The sequence below is a fragment of the Uliginosibacterium sp. sgz301328 genome, assembly GCF_041807905.1.
Taxonomy (GTDB): domain Bacteria; phylum Pseudomonadota; class Gammaproteobacteria; order Burkholderiales; family Rhodocyclaceae; genus JBGVSA01.
In genome coordinates this window covers 151935-168092 of record NZ_JBGVSA010000002.1, presented here as the reverse complement: position 1 = coordinate 168092, position 16158 = coordinate 151935, and the positions used below count along the sequence as shown (strand labels likewise).

15 protein-coding genes are annotated in these 16158 nt (G+C 64.9%); 8 read left to right on the top strand and 7 right to left on the bottom strand.

Going from position 1 to position 16158, the window contains the following annotated elements:
• Positions 1-23: 23 nt before the first annotated feature.
• A complete protein-coding gene (locus tag ACDA63_RS02195; RefSeq protein WP_373661527.1) occupies positions 24-1778 on the top strand; it encodes a tetratricopeptide repeat protein in 1755 nt (584 codons plus the stop codon).
• Between the two features lie 41 nt (positions 1779-1819).
• Here the strand turns inward: ACDA63_RS02195 and pobA are convergent, their stop codons facing one another.
• Positions 1820-2989 carry a 4-hydroxybenzoate 3-monooxygenase gene (gene pobA / locus ACDA63_RS02190; protein WP_373661526.1) on the bottom strand — a complete coding sequence of 390 codons (1170 nt, stop codon included), beginning with the start codon at positions 2987-2989 and terminating at the stop codon, positions 1820-1822.
• A 194-nt stretch (positions 2990-3183) separates the two neighbouring features.
• Between pobA and ACDA63_RS02185 the strand changes: the two genes are divergently transcribed.
• The 6 genes from ACDA63_RS02185 (at position 3184) to ACDA63_RS02160 (ending at position 8934) form a co-directional block, all read left to right on the top strand.
• Positions 3184-4107 carry a helix-turn-helix domain-containing protein gene (locus ACDA63_RS02185; RefSeq protein WP_373661525.1) on the top strand — a complete coding sequence of 308 codons (924 nt, stop codon included), beginning with the start codon at positions 3184-3186 and terminating at the stop codon, positions 4105-4107.
• A 183-nt stretch (positions 4108-4290) separates the two neighbouring features.
• Positions 4291-4926 (top strand): paraquat-inducible protein A, encoded by a 636-nt coding sequence (locus tag ACDA63_RS02180; protein ID WP_373661524.1) that lies wholly within the window; start codon positions 4291-4293, stop codon positions 4924-4926.
• A complete protein-coding gene (locus ACDA63_RS02175; RefSeq protein ID WP_373661523.1) occupies positions 4923-5606 on the top strand; it encodes a paraquat-inducible protein A in 684 nt (227 codons plus the stop codon). The genes ACDA63_RS02180 and ACDA63_RS02175 overlap by 4 nt, the downstream gene beginning before the upstream one ends.
• Complete coding sequence (locus tag ACDA63_RS02170) at positions 5578-7215, top strand: intermembrane transport protein PqiB (RefSeq protein WP_373661522.1); 1638 nt, start codon at positions 5578-5580, stop codon at positions 7213-7215. The genes ACDA63_RS02175 and ACDA63_RS02170 overlap by 29 nt, the downstream gene beginning before the upstream one ends.
• Positions 7212-7799 carry a membrane integrity-associated transporter subunit PqiC gene (locus ACDA63_RS02165; protein WP_373661521.1) on the top strand — a complete coding sequence of 196 codons (588 nt, stop codon included), beginning with the start codon at positions 7212-7214 and terminating at the stop codon, positions 7797-7799. The genes ACDA63_RS02170 and ACDA63_RS02165 overlap by 4 nt, the downstream gene beginning before the upstream one ends.
• Positions 7786-8934, top strand: coding sequence for a PA0069 family radical SAM protein (locus ACDA63_RS02160; RefSeq protein ID WP_373661520.1), 1149 nt, complete (start codon positions 7786-7788; stop codon positions 8932-8934). The genes ACDA63_RS02165 and ACDA63_RS02160 overlap by 14 nt, the downstream gene beginning before the upstream one ends.
• 65 nt (positions 8935-8999) lie before the next feature.
• Here ACDA63_RS02160 and ACDA63_RS02155 read toward each other — a convergent pair whose 3' ends face one another.
• On the bottom strand, positions 9000-10061 hold the full coding sequence (locus tag ACDA63_RS02155; RefSeq protein WP_373661519.1) for an alkene reductase: 1062 nt from the start codon (positions 10059-10061) through the stop codon (positions 9000-9002).
• A gap of 60 nt (positions 10062-10121) precedes the next feature.
• Entirely contained in the window at positions 10122-10913 is a 792-nt protein-coding gene (locus ACDA63_RS02150) for an SDR family NAD(P)-dependent oxidoreductase (RefSeq protein ID WP_373661518.1), read from the bottom strand.
• Positions 10914-11022: 109 nt separating this feature from the next.
• Here ACDA63_RS02150 and ACDA63_RS02145 point away from each other — a divergent pair, with 109 nt between their 5' ends.
• Positions 11023-11580, top strand: coding sequence for a TetR/AcrR family transcriptional regulator (locus ACDA63_RS02145; RefSeq protein ID WP_373661517.1), 558 nt, complete (start codon positions 11023-11025; stop codon positions 11578-11580).
• Positions 11581-11951: 371 nt separating this feature from the next.
• On the opposite strand, the gene ACDA63_RS02140 is transcribed toward ACDA63_RS02145, so the two are convergent.
• From ACDA63_RS02140 to moaA, 4 genes are read right to left on the bottom strand one after another with little or no spacing between them, the layout of a single operon-like run.
• A complete protein-coding gene (locus ACDA63_RS02140; RefSeq protein WP_373661516.1) occupies positions 11952-12620 on the bottom strand; it encodes a response regulator in 669 nt (222 codons plus the stop codon).
• A complete protein-coding gene (locus ACDA63_RS02135; protein WP_373661515.1) occupies positions 12589-14571 on the bottom strand; it encodes a type IV pili methyl-accepting chemotaxis transducer N-terminal domain-containing protein in 1983 nt (660 codons plus the stop codon). The genes ACDA63_RS02140 and ACDA63_RS02135 overlap by 32 nt, the downstream gene beginning before the upstream one ends.
• Positions 14572-14602: 31 nt before the next feature.
• On the bottom strand, positions 14603-15124 hold the full coding sequence (mobB, locus tag ACDA63_RS02130) for a molybdopterin-guanine dinucleotide biosynthesis protein B (protein ID WP_373661514.1): 522 nt from the start codon (positions 15122-15124) through the stop codon (positions 14603-14605).
• Complete coding sequence (moaA, locus tag ACDA63_RS02125; RefSeq protein WP_373661513.1) at positions 15125-16153, bottom strand: GTP 3',8-cyclase MoaA; 1029 nt, start codon at positions 16151-16153, stop codon at positions 15125-15127.
• Positions 16154-16158: the final 5 nt, after the last annotated feature.

The window sequence follows — 16158 nt, the reverse complement described above, 5'->3', positions numbered from 1 at the left end:
TCTCACCTGCCGATGTTTGCGTCATGACCCAGACCGAAACGCCCTACGTAACCCAAGCCGAGAAATTCACCGACGTAGTGCAAGCCTGCGTCGGCGTCTTCGCCAGCCATCCCGACGCGGCAGATCTCTGGCAGGTCTTCGACGATCTGACGCGGGCCTTCGACGGACTGACAGAGCCGGATGCACTGGCCACCGTGGCGCAGTTCATGGACCTGCCGGGCATGCAATCCGTCACCCGCACGCTGGCGCGCCGACTCACCGAACGCTCAGGGCAGAATGCCCGGGCTCATTACCTCTACGGCCGTAGCCTGCTGATCATCGATCGGGACTCGCCGGAAGCGGGCCCCGCTCTGGAGCGTGCCTGGAAGCTCGATCCTCACGCCGATCCGCTGCTGCCGCTGTGCCGCGCCGCCTCGTTCATCGCCCAGAAACGCTATGTCGAAGCCGAGCAAGCCTGCCGTACGATGCTGGAGCGGGCGCCGGACAACGCCGACGCCTACTCCAATCTCGCCGTCGCCCTGCGCCTGCAATACCGTCCGGACGAAGCCGTGATCGCGGGTGAAACAGCGCTGCGCATCGCTCCGGATCACCAGCATGCCCCGATCAACCTCGCGCTGGCCCTGATCGACAGCCAGCGTTTCGAAGACGCCCTGTCGCTGCTGCGGGCACTCATCGTCGACCGCCCCCATGACGACCGCATCCGCCTGCCGCTGGGCGAACTCGAACTGCGCTTTGGCATGTGGGAGAGCGGCTGGGCGAACCTGCATGCGCGCTTTTCGCTGGCAGGACTGCGCGAACAACTGGCGGCACGCGAGCAAGCATGCGGCGTTCCACACTGGCGCGGCGAGTCGCTCGAAGGTCGCACGCTCGGTGTATGGCTCGAACAAGGCTATGGCGATGCAATCCTGCTGATCCGCTTCCTGCCGCTGATCGCTGAACGCGTGCGTGCGCTCGGCGGCAAGCTGGTGTTTGGCTGCTTCGGCCCGCTGGTCGAGCTGTTCCGTCCTCTGATTCCCGAAGATGTGGAGCTGAACGTCGACTTTCTCCGCGCGACAGATTTCCATATCCCCCTCATGAGCTGCGGCGCGCCCTTTGCATTCGGCAACGCAACGCTGCCAGGCCATGCCTATCTGCGGGCGGACGATCAACAGGTGGCCCGTTGGCGCGAGCGCATGGGCATCGGCGACGGCAGGCTGCACGTCGCCCTGGCATGGACGGGCAATCCGGGGCAAGTTCGCAACGACGCGCGCTCGCTGCCGATGGACCAGCTCGAAAACCTGCTCGCGGCGCGCGACGTGGTGTTCCATTCGGTCAACCCGAGCGCTGGCGAAGTGGTCGCAGCGCTACGCGAACGAGGCTTCGACATCATCGACGCCAGCCCGGATCTGCATGATTTTTCCGCGACCGCGGCACTCCTGCTCGCGGCCGACGCGGTCGTCACGACCTGCACATCGGTCGCACATCTGGGGGGCGCCGTGGGCGCGCGCACCTTCCTGATGCTCGATCGCACAGGTTCCTTCGTCTGGGGAACGGAAGAACTGCGCTCGCCCTGGTATGACTCGATCCACATCGTGCGGCAGGCGCGCTTCGGGGATTGGCGCGATGTCGTTCAGCGCGTCCGTGAGACGCTGGCGTCGATGCAGGATGCCCCGGCCCCGGCCGGCCAGATCGTCGAAGACGCCACCGACCCGCGTGCGACACCGGCCAGGATTGCCAGGAAGAACAAGGCCGACAAAGCCAGCCGCAAGGCAGGCCGGAGCGCCCGCGCCCACCGCTGACCACACGTGGCGCACGCCATGAGCGCGTGCGCCCGCGTCGATCAGAACGGCAGTCCGACGTAGTTCTCTGCCAGCGAGGTCATCGCGGCACGCGAACTCACCACGTATTCAAGTTCCGAGCGCTGCAACTGGCGCTGGAAATCCGACGCGTCGGCAAACGAATGCAGCAAGCTCGTCATGAACCACGAGAAATGCTCGGCGCGCCACACGCGGCGCAACGCCGTGTCGCTGTAGCGCTCCAGCCCTTCCTGTTTGCCGTTGCGAATGGCCTCCACCAGCGCCAAGGCCAGCAAGCGCACATCCGCGATGGCGAGATTCATGCCCTTGGCTCCGGTGGGCGGAACGATGTGGGCGGCGTCGCCCGCCAGGAACAGGCGCCCGTGCCGCATTGGCGTCGCCACGAAACTGCGCATCGCCACGATGTTCTTCTGGAAGATGCGTCCCTCGGTGAGGCGCCAGCCATCGTCGTTCTCGAGACGCGAATGGAGTTCGGCCCAGATGCGGTCGTCCGACCAGTGTTCGACCTTGTCATGCGGATCGCACTGGAAGTACATGCGCTGCACCGTCGCCGAACGCGTACTGACCAACGCGAAGCCCCGCTCATGCTGCGCGTAGATGAGCTCGTGCGACGACGGTGGCGCTTCGACCAAAATGCCGAACCAGCCAAACGGATATACGCGTGAATAATCCTTGCGCACGTGGTGGGGAATCGTCCCTCGCGACACGCCGTGAAAGCCGTCGCAGCCGATCACGTAGTCGCATTCGAGGCGGGCCGCCTCGCCTTTGTGCGCAAAACTCACCGTCGGACGCTCGCTGTCGATATCGGCGATATTCACGTCCGATACTTCAAAGAGCAGTTGTCCCTGCGCCGCGAGTCGCGCCGCGACCAGATCCTTGATCACTTCATGCTGCGCATACACGGTGATCGATCGTCCGGTCAGTTCAGTCAGATCGATGCGGTGCCGCCGCCCGCCGAATGACAGCTCAATTCCGTGATGGACGAAGCCCTCGCGCTGCATGCGCTCGCCCACGCCGGTCTCGATCAGCAGGTCGCGCGAACCTTGTTCAAGCACGCCGGCGCGGATGGTGGCCTCGATCTCCTCGCGCGAACGACACTCCAGCACCACCGATTCGATGCCCTGCAGATGCAGCAGGTGCGACAGGAGCAAGCCCGCCGGGCCAGCTCCGATGATTCCAACTTGCGTGCGCATGACGCCCGTCTCCTCTGTTGTACGGCAACGGATTCGCTTGGACAAAAGCGATGCTTTCCCCAATGCCGGTCGGTGCGCCTTTGGGCGTCAAATGGCAACCGGCTCACCCGCCTGATATCAGAATCGTAGAGATCGCCAGCAACTCCGCGAATGGATGATTCCCATTTTTCCTTGTACTTTATCGACGTTCCGAAATGCCGCCCTCCGCCGCCGCAGCCATCGAACCCCGCGCTCCGCAGATTCCGGTTTTCGCCCTGTACGGCGAACAATGGCCAGAGTCCGAACCCGAGTTCGTCCACATCGAACTGATCGAAACGCGGGCGCGCTTCTACGACTGGGAGATCGATCTGCACGCGCACCGCGGGCTATTCCAGGTGCTATTCGTGCTGGGCGGCTCCGTCGATGCGGTCGTCGCCGACGAGCGCCTGACCGTCGAAGCACCGCTTGCGCTGATGATTCCGCAAGGCGTGCCGCATGGATTCCGTTTCTCGGCCGAGACACACGGTTATGTGCTGACGATTGCCGAAGCGCTGCTCTTCAAGGCGGGCGGGGATGCACGTACCCCACTGTTGCGCGAGCTGCTGCTCATGCCTCGCGCCGTATCGCTGACGTCTCTGCTCCAGCACACCGAGCGCATCGAATCCCTGCTCGCCCAGATCATGACCGAGGCCGCCTGGCCGATGCCCGGCCACACGTTGATGCTGGATTGGCTCGTGCATTGCGTGCTGATGCTGCTCGCGCGCCAGCACGCCGAAAGCCAGGTCTTGGCACGCGGCCAGGCCCGCGACACTGAATCGTTCGTGCGCTTCCGCACACTCGTCGAAGAACACTACGCCTCGGCCCGCGGCGTGGCCTTCTACGCCGAGCGCCTCCACATCACCGAAAGCCGGCTTACCCGCTTGTGCGAACGGCTCGCCGGCAAGTCGGCCTCGGCGCTCATCCACGAACGCATCCTCATGGAAGCCCGGCGACGACTGCTCTATATTGCGGCACCTGTATCGAAGATCGCCTTCGAGCTCGGTTTCGAAGATCCGGCCTACTTTTGTCGTTTCTTCAAGAAGTGCACCGGAATGACCCCAAGCGAGTTCCGGGCGCGCGCGCCGGGCGAATCGGCATGACGGCCGGGTGATGCATCCGCCCAAACAGACGCGGCACATCGAGCGCGGCCAGCGTGGGCGAGGCCCGCCCGCAGGCCTCCCCGGGCGACTACTGTATTGATATACAGCAGAAGAACTGCCAGCTATGATTCATAGTCTGCGTCGTCGCGCAGTTCGTGCACGAATCCTGCTTGAGGCCCCTTGATGACCCAACCCACACTCGTCGCCTGTCACGACTGCGACCTGCTCCAGCGCCGCCCCGTGCTGGAAGCCGGGCAGCAGGCGCGCTGCGTGCGCTGCGGCGCGCGCCTGGGGCGGCATCCCTACTCGCCCGTGGACCACACGCTGGCCTACGTACTCGGCGCGCTGACGACCTTCATCATCGGCAACTGTTATCCGGTCGTCTCGCTGGAGAGCAGCGGCATCATGACGCACGCCACGCTGCTGGGCGCCGTCAGAGCATTGCATGCCGACAACATGGATGCGGTCGGCGCACTCGTGCTGTTCACCGGCTTCATTGCCCCGCTGACCATCCTGCTGTCGCTTACCTACCTGCTGCTGCCGCTCGAACTGGGACGGCTGGCGCCCGGCTTTGCGCACCTGTTCCGCCTGTTCATCAGTGTCTCGCCGTGGGCGATGGTCGAAGTGATGATGCTCGGCGTTGTGGTGTCGTTCGTGAAACTGGCGCACATGGCGACCGCCATCTCCGGCATCGGTCTATGGAGCTTCGGCATCACGATGTTGTTGATGGCCGCGATGAGCGCGAGCATGGACCAGGCCGACATCTGGCGACGCTTCGAAGCGCTGCGGCACGGTCGCCTGCGCGAGGCGCGCGCATGACGACGTGGCGCAAGAACACATTCCCGCCCGGATCGGCCGCCGCACAGGGCCTGGCTTCATGTCATGCGTGCGGACTGCTGGCGCGCATGCCAGAGCAGACACACGATTCGCACGACACGGTCTGCCCGCGTTGCGATGCGCCGCTGCATCTGCGCAAGCCCAATAGCATCGCCCGCACCTGGGCGCTGGTGATCACGGCCTGCATTCTGTACGTGCCGGCCAACGTACTGCCCGTCATGCAGACCACCACGCTCGGCGCCACGCAGAACGACACCATCCTGTCCGGCGCGGCCTACCTGTGGAACACTGGGTCGTGGGACCTGGCCATCATCGTGTTCATCGCCAGCATCGTGGTGCCGATGGCCAAGCTCATCGCGCTGATCACCTTGTTGCTGTCGGTGCAGCGCCGCAGCCAGCACCAGATCCAGCAACGCACGCGCCTGTACCGGCTGGTGGAGATCGTCGGCAAATGGTCGATGCTCGACATCTATGTCGCCGCCCTGCTCGCCACGCTGGTCCACTTCGGATCGCTATTGACCATCCGCACCGGCCCCGGCGCCATCGCGTTCGGCGCCGTGGTTGTGGTTACCATGTTCGCAGCAAAATCCTTCGACCCGCGCCTGATGTGGGATGCCATCGAGACCCAGAACCATGACCGAGCCGAACACCCCCGATCCTGACAGCACACTGCCCACGGCCACCACCCGGCGGCGCGGACGATGGTCGCTCTCCATCGTCTGGCTCATCCCGCTGATTGCCATCGTCGTCGGCGGCTGGCTCGCCGTGCGCAACATCATGAACCAGGGGCCGACCGTCACCATCCAGTTCCGCACGGCCGAAGGCCTGCAGGCGGACGAGACGCGCATCAAGTTCCGCGACGTCGATGTCGGCGTCATCAAATCGATCCGGTTGGCCGAAAACGGCCCTGGCGTGACGGTGACCGCCGAACTCAACAAGCAGGTCGAACCCATGCTGGTCGACGACACCAAGTTCTGGGTCGTCAAGCCGCGCATCGCCGGCAGCGGCGTGTCGGGTCTGTCGACGCTACTGTCGGGCGCCTACGTCGGCATGGAAGCGGGCAAATCGCAACAGTCGCGGAGCGATTTCACCGGGCTGGAAGTTCCACCCGTGCTGACTGAAGGACTGCCGGGGCGCACCTTCGTGCTCAAGGCGGAGGATCTCGGTTCCATCGACTACGGATCGCCGGTGTACTACCGCCGCATTGCAGTGGGCGAAGTGGTGGCCTACCGGCTCGATCCCGATGGCTCCGGCGTGTCGATCGAAGTCTTCGTGCGCGCGCCCTACGACAAATACGTCACCGAGTCGGCGCGGTTCTGGGAAGCGTCGGGCATCGACTTTTCGATGGACGCTACCGGCGTGAAGGTCAACACGCAATCGCTCGCGTCGGTCGTGCTGGGCGGCATCGCCTTTGCACCGCTCGAAGGCGAGGCCGTGGGCAAGGAAGCCCAATCGATGGCGTCCTTTCGGCTGTACGGCGACCGCAACAGTGCGTTCAAGCGCTATGACAACCGCGTCGAGTATTTCGAACTGCTGTTCCGCGAATCGGTGCATGGCCTGACGGTCGGCGCACCGGTCGAGTTCCGCGGCATCCCCATCGGCGAGGTCACCGACATCGGGCTGGACTACGACCGCGAGGCACGCAGGCTGAACATCCCCGTCACGGTGCGCCTGTACCCCGAGCGGCTGACATCGCGCCTGCGCAGCACCGTCGGCAACTCGACCGCCGAACGCCAACATGAGTTCGTCCGCATGATCGAAGCCGGCCTGCGCGGTCAATTGCGCATGGGCAGCCTCATCACGGGGCAACTCTACGTAGCGCTGGATTTCTTCCCCAACGCGCCCCGCACGAAGATCGACCCCACACAGACCGTGGTACAGATCCCCACGGTGCAAGGCGACCTGCAGGAATTGCAGACCAGCCTGTCGAGCATCGCGCGCAAGCTCGATCAGATCCCCTTCCAGGACATCGTCAACGACCTGCGCCGCGCCATCAACTCGCTGGACGGCACGCTCAAGAGCGCCGACAGCACGCTGCGCAGCGTGAACAGCGACGTGCTGCCCGCCATCAAGGGCGCCGTGGAAGACGCCCGCAAGACGCTGGATCATGCCAACGTGCTGCTCTCGCAGGACGCGCCGACACAAACCGAATTGCGCGACACGCTGCGCGAGGTCTCGCGCTCGGCCGCTTCGCTGCGCACGCTCACCGACTACCTGGACCGCCACCCGGAAGCCCTCATCCGGGGCCGCCAGCCCGAGGACAAGCCATGATCCGACGCATTCTGCCCGCCATCGCCCTGAGCGCGCTCGCCGCGTGCAGCAGTACGCCCACGCGCTACTACACATTGTCACCAGTACCGCCGCAGGGTGCCGCCGCGCCTGCCACCGGACTGTCGATCGCGGTGGCGCCGGTAACGCTGCCGGAAGGCGTCGACCGCTTCGAACTCGTGGTGCGCACCGCCGACAACCGTGTTGACATCCTCGACAACGATCGCTGGGCCGAACCGCTACGGCAGGACATCGCGCGGGTCTTCGCCGATGATCTCGCGCAACGCCTGCCGGCGGCGCGCATCGCCGCGTATCCGCAATACGCATCGCGCGATGCCACATACACCGTGCTGCTCGACGTGCAGCGCTTCGAATCGACCACCGCCAGCGCCACGCTCGATGTCCGCTGGACGGTGCGCCGCGAAGGCGACAAGCAGACCCTGTACGGACGCGAGACGATCACCGAGCCCGCGACCGGCGGCAACGAAGGGCTTGCCGCTGCGCACAGCCGCGCATTGGGGCGACTGGCGGACATCGTCGCCGGCGCCATCCGCAGCAATACCGGAGCCCCCGTTGTACGCCCCTGATGAAGAATTCGGCCAGTTACCCGATGTGCCGGACGACGGCTGCCAGCACGAAGCACCTGTGCTCACGCGGCCCCTCGTATTCCGGGGACGCGGTGCGGTCACGCGTCCGGACGGTCGCTACGAATCGCAGCGGCGCGAAGCTTTCGACGACGGCTGGACGGAAGACGAGGAAGATTCAGCCGCGCCGCGCACCGAACTGCTGATCGACACCAGCAAGACCGTCATTTCGCACAACGATTCGCCCGACGTCGGTTTCTCGCAGTCCATCAACCCCTATCGCGGCTGCGAACATGGCTGCGTCTATTGCTTCGCACGCCCCACACACAGCTACCTCGGCCTGTCCGCGGGGCTCGATTTCGAAACCAAGATCGCGCACAAGCCCGACGCCGTCGCCCAGCTCAAACGCGAACTCGCCAAGCCCGGCTACCGATGCAGCACCATCGCGCTGGGCATCAACACGGACGGCTGGCAGCCCATCGAACGCAAGCTGGGCCTGACCCGTGGCCTGCTCGCCGTACTGGCCGAATGCCGACACCCGGTGACCATCGTCACGAAAAGCGCGTTGATCGCCGAGCGCGACATCGACCTGCTCGCCGACATGGCGCGCGATAATCTCGTCACGGTGGCCTTCAGCATCACCACGCTCGACAAGGAACTCGCACGCACGATGGAGCCGCGCGCCGCCGCGCCTCATCGCCGGCTGGAAGCAATGCGAATGCTTCACGAGGCGGGCGTGCCGGTCAGCGTGCTGGTCGCGCCGCTCATTCCAGCACTCAACGACCACGAACTCGAAGCCATCTGCGAAGCCGCCGCCGGTGCCGGCGCGCACGCGGCCGGTTACGTTTTGCTGCGCCTGCCGCATGAACTCGCGGACATCTTCCCCGCCTGGCTACAACAGCACTACCCGGATCGCGCCGCCCACGTCATGAGCGTGTTGCGCCAGATGCATGGCGGCCAGACCTATCGCAGCGAATTCGGCAAGCGGATGCGAGGCGACGGTGTGTTCGCACAGATGTACTCGCGCCGCATGCGTCTCATCGCTGAACGGCTGGGCCTCAATCAACGTCGCGTGGAACTCGACACCACATTGTTCACACCGCCGCGTCCCGACACGCCGCAAATGAGCCTGTTCTGAATGCCGGCCCAAAAGACAAAACGCCCGCGATGCGGGCGTTTTGTCTGGTGCGAAGGAAGTGTGCCTTATGCCGCCGACAACGCCGGGTAGTCGGTATATCCCGTGGCGCCTTCAGCATAGATTGTCTCGCTGACCAGGGAATTGAGCGCCGCATTGGCGCGGAAGCGCTCGACCAGATCGGGGTTGGCGATGTAGGCCTTGCCGAAAGCGACCGCTTCGGCTTCGCCGCTGGCCAGCACCTTCTCAGCCGACTCACGTGTCAGGCCGTCATTGGCGATGATGGCGCCCTTGAAGCGCGCGCGCACCGTCGGCAGCAGTCGCTTGGCGCCGTCCAGCGCTTCGCGCACGAAGATGAACGCGATGCCACGCGCGTTGAGCTGTTCGGCCACATAGGCGAACAGCGCTTCGGGGTTGGAGTCGTGCATCGAGTGCGCATTCGACATCAGGTTCAGGTGCACGCCGATGAGGTCCGCCGGCCACACCGTCAAGAGGGCGTCGACGGCTTCGAGCAGGAAGCGTGCACGGTTCTCGATCGAACCGCCGTAACGGTCGGTACGCTTGTTCGAGCCATCATGCAGGAACTGGTCGAACAGGTAACCATTGGCCGCGTGCAGTTCCACCGCATCGAAACCTGCCCGCCTGGCATTGACGGCCGCCTTGCGGAAGTCTTCGACGATGGCGGGAATCTCTTCGGTTTCCAGCGCACGGGGCACTTCATAGGATTTGTAAGGGCGAACCGTCGCAACGTGGCCTTCGGGCGCGATGGCGCTCGGCGCCACCGGCAACTCGCCGCCCAGATACATCGGATCGGAAATGCGGCCGACATGCCACAGTTGCGTCACGATGCGACCGCCCGCCGCGTGTACCGCAGCCGTCACGGTCGACCAGCCTTCGACCTGCTCTTCGGACCACAGGCCCGGCGTGTTGGGATAGCCCACGCCCTGCGGCGTGACCGCGGTCGCTTCCGTCAGGATCAACCCGGCGCTGGCGCGCTGGGCGTAGTACTCGACCGTCAGAGGGCCGGGCACGCGACCATCGAGGGCTCGCATGCGCGTGAGCGGCGCCATGACAATGCGGTTGGGCAATTCAAGCGCGCCGATGCGCACGGGATCAAACAGGGTGGTCATGAAATATCCTTTGCGAGATCAGTCATCAGTAAAAGAGATCGGCCACTGGGCCGGCCGCTATCAGTTCGCCGTGCGATAACGCGCGGCGGCCTGCGATTGGGCGAAATTCGGCAGCATGGCGCGGCGAGCGGCTTCGAGCGCCGTCCACTGGGCATCGTCGGGCAGCGGCGGAATCGTCACGGACTCGCGCCGGTCGAACCCCACCAGCGCCGCGTCGACCAGTTCGCCCACCTCCATCACACCCGTGAGCGTGTTCACATCCTTGCCGGAGCGTTCCCATATCTCGGTGCGCGTTGCGGCGGGCAGCACGGCCTGTACGTAGATTCCACGCGGCCCCAGTTCGACCTGCATGCTCTGCGACAGGAACAGCATGAACGCCTTGGTGGCGCCATAGACAGTCAGCCCGAATTCCGGGGCCAGCCCGACCACCGACGCAATGTTCACCACCGCGCCCTGCCCGGCTTGCGCCCAGCGCGGCACCACCGCCGCCACCAGACGCGCCGGCGTGGTGGCATTCAGGGTGACGAGTCCGGCGACCTGTTCGGGACTTTGTTCGACAAGCGAACCAGGAAGACTCGCGCCAGCGTTATTGATGAGCACGCCGATGCGGCCGTCCTCGCGCAGGCGCTGCTCGACCTGCTGCACGTCGGCGTCGACCGTGAGGTCGGCTCGCAGCACGCCAATGCTCACTCCATGCTCGGCGTGCAGACGCTCGGCCAGCGACTCCATGCGTGCGCGGTCGCGTGCGACCAGCACAAGGTCGTGTCCGCGACGGGCAAAACGGTCGGCGTAAGTGGCGCCGATGCCTGAAGAAGCTCCGGTGATCAGCACTGCAGGTTTTTGCGTCGTCATGATCAGCCCTCGGGGGAATGGGGGAATAGGGTTTATTGATGATGGCCATCATCATTGTGCAATCATGATAACCGTCATGTAAAATGTCAACAATCATTTGGAGCCACGCATGAAAGTCAGCCGCGAGCAATTTGCCGAGAACCGGGAGAAGATCCTGGATGCGGCCGGCCGTCTTTTCCGCGAGCACGGCTTCGAGCGCGTGACAGTGGCCGAGGTCATGAAAGCCGCCGGCCTGACACATGGCGGTTTCTACGGGCACTTCAAGTCCAAGGACGACCTGATCGCCCAAACGCTCGCGCGCAGCAACGAAGACACATCCGCGCTGAACCTGGTCGACTATGCCCACCGCTACCTTTCGCGCCAGCACTGCGACGACAAAGCCGGCGGCTGCACCATCGCCGGACTCGGCCCCGAGGCACTTCACCAGTCGCCGGAAGCGCGCGCTGCGGTCACCCGACGCGTGAAAGCGCAGATCGACAAACTCGCGCTCGGCTCGCCCGGCACGACAGATGCCGAACGCCGCCGCGCCGCCATTGGCGGCTGGGCGGCGATGGTTGGCGCGCTGTTGCTGGCGCGGGTGACGGATGATGCCGAACTGGGCGACGAAGTCCTTGCGCAGACGCGCGCCTGGATCGCGGAAAAGAACCGGGGAAACGTGCCGGACTGAGGCCGACTGGCACTGACGTCTCGCGGCGCCCGACGCAGAATCGCGCCGCAGAGCATTGCCGGATTCGCGCGTCCGATGTGATTGCCACGATCCACGGATAAGACTGTCCGCAGCATCGCTCAGCCGATGACGAGGGCGCTGGTTATGCGATCCGACTTACGCCGCTGTCCGGGATCAGGGCCGGCATTATGCATCGGCGATAGTCTTATACAGCTCCATCGCCTTCGGAGCTGGCAGCCCCTGGCCTGACATCACTCCTCCCCCGGGCGTGTCAGGCGGCCGCGCCGGGCAAACGAAGTCCCGTACCCGGCGCGGTTGCTGTCTTTCAACGCAACGCCCCCTGCCTTCCCGGCCCTGCGTCCGATCACCTCTTACGAGTGGCTGCCGTCGCTCGCGGAAAGCCCATGCTCCACGGCATAGACCGCGGCCTGCACGCGGCTGGAGAGATTCAGCTTCTTCAAAATGTTCTGCACGTGGATCTTCACCGTGCTTTCCGAAAGATCCAGCCGCCGTGCAATGACCTTGTTGCTCTCGCCCAAGGCAAGATAGCCGAGGATTTCGCGTTCGCGAGCCGTGAGCTTGTCATCCTCCCGCGCCGGGGCCGGCGTGTCGCCAGCACGGAACTGCTGCAACAACTTGCCCATCATCGCCTCGGCCACCACGGCTTCGCCTTCGCGCGCGCGATGGATGGCGCCGAGCAGGTAGTCGGCATCGATGTTCTTGAGCAAGTAACCGCGCGCCCCCGCGCGCAACGCGGTGGCGAGGTCTTCCGCATCTTCCGAGACGGTCAGCATCAGTACGGCCAACTCGGGGCGGTCCTGCAACATCAGGCGCAGCGCTTCGACGCCTGACAGCCCGGGCATGTTCAGATCGAGCAAGACCACGTCCGGGCGCAGCGCGCGCGCCAGCTTGACGGCCTCCGCCCCGTCGCCCGCTTCGCCCACCACGTCGATGCCCGCCTGCCGCGACAGCAAGAGCTTCACGCCGCTGCGGAACAGCGTGTGATCGTCAACCAGCAAGACGCGTATCGTCCCGTCCATGCGTATCTCCATCGATGACTTTGTCATTGCCCGCGCGATTCATCGTCACCACGACGGTGACACCGCCATCGTCGATGAATTCGAGCGACGCGCCCAGGCGTTCGGCCCGTTCGCGCATGATGCTCAGGCCCACGTGCGTGCCTGCCCGCTCGGCCATGATGGCCTCGTCGAAACCGCGGCCATTGTCGCGGATCTCCAGGCGCAGCGGCAGACCGTTGTGGAGCGTGACGTCTACGCGCGTCGCGCCCGAATGCTTGCGTACGTTCGACAACGCCTCCTGCAGGATGAACAGCAGTTGCAGTTGCATGTCAGTCGGCAACACCGCACCGTGCCCCGTGAGTGCGAGCGAAGTCGTGATGCCCGTCTGCTGGCGCAGCTTGTCGATGGCCGCCCGCATGGCGCCGGCAAGGTCGCCCTCCTGCAGGCGCGTGCGGAAATTGAGCAACAGCTCGCGCACGTCTTCATAGCTTTCATTTACACCGGCGCGCAGCAGCGGCACGACCTCGCGCGCTTCATCCAGCGCATTGCGACGTAGCGAATCATCCAGCAACTGCACTTGCAGGTTCAGGAATGTGAGCCCCTGCGCGATGCTGTCATGCAGCCCCTGCGCCATGAGGTTGCGCTCTTCGGACACGGCCAGTTCGCGGTCGCGGGCGGCCAGGCGCTGGTTTTCCAGCGCAATGCCCAGATGCTGGCCGAGCGTGGTGATGAGCTGCTGCTGGCGCTCGCCCAATTCGCGCGGCTCAATGAAGTGCAGCGCCAGGATGCCCACCTGCGATTCGCCGGCGCTGACCGGAAATGCGCTGACCTGGCCGAAGCCGGCGCGCGAACACGGCGTGGCGGATTCCATGGCCGCGTCGCACGCGAGCACGCGGATCACGGCGCGGCCATCCTGTGCCGGCCCGCACAGGCAGTCGCGCGGCATGGCGCACACGGGCGACTCGCGCAATCCTTCAGGCAAGCCGATGCTGGTGATGAGCCATGCACTTTGCTGCAGCGGATCGATGACGCGCACGCTGCCGCCGTCGGCACCGGTCCATTGCACGAGGCGTTCCAGCGTTCCGTGGCACAAACCGTTCGGCGTGTGTGCGCCATTCAAGAAAGTGGCCACGTCGTACAGCACGGCAAGCTCGCGATTCTGCGCATTGAGGGCAGAGGTCTTCTCTTCGACGCGACGTTCCAGCGAACCATAGGCATCGGCCAGACGATCCGCCATGCGGTTGAAGCCTTCCTGTACTTCGCCGAACTCGTCGCGCGTCTGCACGGGCAGGCGCACGGTGAAGTCCTTCTCCGCCATGCGGCCGATGGCCTGCCGCAGGTGTCCGAGCGGGCGGAAAATGAGCAGGAACATCAAGTAAATCTGCGTGACCGTGCCGGCGATCGCCAGCGCGATCAGCACCATCTGCGACAGGCGCAGCCACATCGTGCGCTCGGTGTTGAGCTGCTCGATCGACAGTACGAGTTCGTTGATGTGATCGACGAACTCGTCGAAATCACGGCGGAAGCCATACCAGTTTTCGAGCCGCGTACCACCCAGCAGCGGCTGGATCCAGGCTGTGTCGAGCCGGGCGTACTCGGTTTCGATGTGGGTGAATTGCTGCCGCACGCGCGCGTCGTTGGGCAGATAGAGGGGGCGCGTCGGGTCGCCATGTCGCAGCAGCGCGAGGGTCTCGGCAAAGTCGGCGCGTTCGCGCTCGATGCGCTCCGCCAGCGCCGGATCGTGATTGCGGGCGTAGTGCGACAGCGTCAACGCCATCTTGTACGTGCGCATGCGCAGGCTGCCGGCCGCGTTGATCGCAGCCCCGCCGCCTTCGAGTTGCCACGACAGGTACAGCGTCACGCCAATCGTGAGCAGGCCCACGGCGAGCGCCGCCATGAGCAGCGCCAGCACGCGGAAAGACAATTGTTGCCGCATGGGCAGTCGGGAAAGGTCGGTAGAAGTGTCATCCATCGTTCGCGGCCCGCCGTGGCGATCGAGACGCTCAGAGCCCGCGCAGGTGGGCGGCGTCCACGGCGTGATCGAGGACGAATTGTGCCATTGCGGCCACATCGTCGAGCCCAAAGCGTGCAAGGCTGTGTGTCGCCGGCAGGCCATCGTCGGTCGCCAGCGCAATGATGTGCGGATCGTCCACATAACGCGGCGGCTTGCCGTTCTCGTCGCGCCAGACTTCGAGCTTGGGAATCGGCAGCCGGCTGAAGCCTTCGACCAGCGTCAGCTCGGCCGGCGACAGGCGCTGCAATTGTTCGGTCAGGGTCGGCTCGGCACTGCCGCGCAGTTCATGAACGATGGCAAAGCGCCAGGGGGACACCAGCATGACCTCGCTCGCCCCGGCCACGCGAAAGCGATGGCTGTCCTTGCCCGGCGGGTCGATCTGCACGTCGTGGTGAGAATGCTTGATGGCATTGACGGCGATGCCCTGCCCCACCAGCGTGGCGATCAAGCGCTCCATGAGTACCGTCTTGCCGCTGCCCGATGTCCCCGCAATGCCAAAGACCCGCGTCATTCACCCTCCCGTTTGCGACATGAAGCGCACGATGCGTGTCGGCGCTTCGATGAATTCATGCCGCTCCGGTTTGAGTTCCACGGCACGGCGTACGGCGTCCTCTATTTCGTCGCTGCCCGCGCCGCTGCGAAGCAACGGGCGGAATGCGAAGGAATGCTCCTGCCCCAGGCAGGTATGCAAGGTGCCATCGACCGTCAAGCGTACACGATTGCAGCTCGCGCAGAAGTGCTGCGACATGGCGGTAATGAAGCCGATGCGTCCGACGCCGTCGGCCGTGCGCCAATAACGCGCCGGTCCGCCGCCGAGTTCAAGCACCTCGGGCACCAACCCATAACGCGCCACGAGGCGTTCGCGCACCGGGCCAAGATCGACATGACGCACGCTGCGACCGGTGTCGCCCATCGGCATCGCTTCGATCAGCCGCAGGATGAGCCCGCGCGTGAAGGCGAACTCGACCATCGATTCGATTTCGTGTTCGTTGACGCCGCCCATCGCCACCATGTTGAGCTTGATCGGCGAAAAACCCTGCCCGCGCGCGGCGTCGATTCCGCGCATGACCGCATCGAACGCGTCACGTCCAGTAATGCCTGCGTTGCATGCACGGTCGAGCGAATCGAGGCTGATATTCAGGCGGTCCACGCCCGCCCGGCGCAATGTGGCCGCGTGCTGCGCCAGTTGCGTACCGTTGGTGGACAGCGATAGATCCTCTATGCCCGGCAGCGCCTTGATGCGCGCCGCAAGCGCCGGCAGGTCGCGCCGCAGGAGCGGTTCGCCGCCGGTCAGGCGCACACGCCGCACGCCGAGCCGCGCAAACGCCCCGACGAGCCGTTCGAGTTCATCGAAATCAAGCCACTGGCGCGGCTCTTGATTGCCCTTGAACCCTTTCGGCAGGCAATACGTGCAACGCAGGTCGCAACGGTCGGTGACCGAAATGCGCAGATAGTCGATCGACCGCCCGAAGCGGTCGACCAGCCAGGCCCCGCCTTGCGGCGCGAGCCCGCTATCGATGATGCGCGCGACCGGCGTCATGTGGT

Excerpts from the sequence above, each read along its gene's own strand:
- ACDA63_RS02135 (WP_373661515.1), bottom strand. The coding sequence starts at position 14,571 with ATGGATGACACTTCTACCGACCTTTCCCGACTGCCCATGCGGCAACAA.
- ACDA63_RS02170 (WP_373661522.1), top strand. The coding sequence starts at position 5,578 with ATGACCGAGCCGAACACCCCCGATCCTGACAGCACACTGCCCACGGCC.
- ACDA63_RS02150 (WP_373661518.1), bottom strand. The coding sequence starts at position 10,913 with ATGACGACGCAAAAACCTGCAGTGCTGATCACCGGAGCTTCTTCAGGC.
- ACDA63_RS02140 (WP_373661516.1), bottom strand. The coding sequence starts at position 12,620 with ATGGACGGGACGATACGCGTCTTGCTGGTTGACGATCACACGCTGTTC.
- pobA (WP_373661526.1), bottom strand. The coding sequence starts at position 2,989 with ATGCGCACGCAAGTTGGAATCATCGGAGCTGGCCCGGCGGGCTTGCTC.
- ACDA63_RS02155 (WP_373661519.1), bottom strand. The coding sequence starts at position 10,061 with ATGACCACCCTGTTTGATCCCGTGCGCATCGGCGCGCTTGAATTGCCC.
- ACDA63_RS02180 (WP_373661524.1), top strand. The coding sequence starts at position 4,291 with ATGACCCAACCCACACTCGTCGCCTGTCACGACTGCGACCTGCTCCAG.
- moaA (WP_373661513.1), bottom strand. The coding sequence starts at position 16,153 with ATGACGCCGGTCGCGCGCATCATCGATAGCGGGCTCGCGCCGCAAGGC.
- ACDA63_RS02145 (WP_373661517.1), top strand. The coding sequence starts at position 11,023 with ATGAAAGTCAGCCGCGAGCAATTTGCCGAGAACCGGGAGAAGATCCTG.
- ACDA63_RS02175 (WP_373661523.1), top strand. The coding sequence starts at position 4,923 with ATGACGACGTGGCGCAAGAACACATTCCCGCCCGGATCGGCCGCCGCA.
- ACDA63_RS02185 (WP_373661525.1), top strand. The coding sequence starts at position 3,184 with ATGCCGCCCTCCGCCGCCGCAGCCATCGAACCCCGCGCTCCGCAGATT.
- ACDA63_RS02165 (WP_373661521.1), top strand. The coding sequence starts at position 7,212 with ATGATCCGACGCATTCTGCCCGCCATCGCCCTGAGCGCGCTCGCCGCG.
- mobB (WP_373661514.1), bottom strand. The coding sequence starts at position 15,124 with ATGACGCGGGTCTTTGGCATTGCGGGGACATCGGGCAGCGGCAAGACG.
- ACDA63_RS02195 (WP_373661527.1), top strand. The coding sequence starts at position 24 with ATGACCCAGACCGAAACGCCCTACGTAACCCAAGCCGAGAAATTCACC.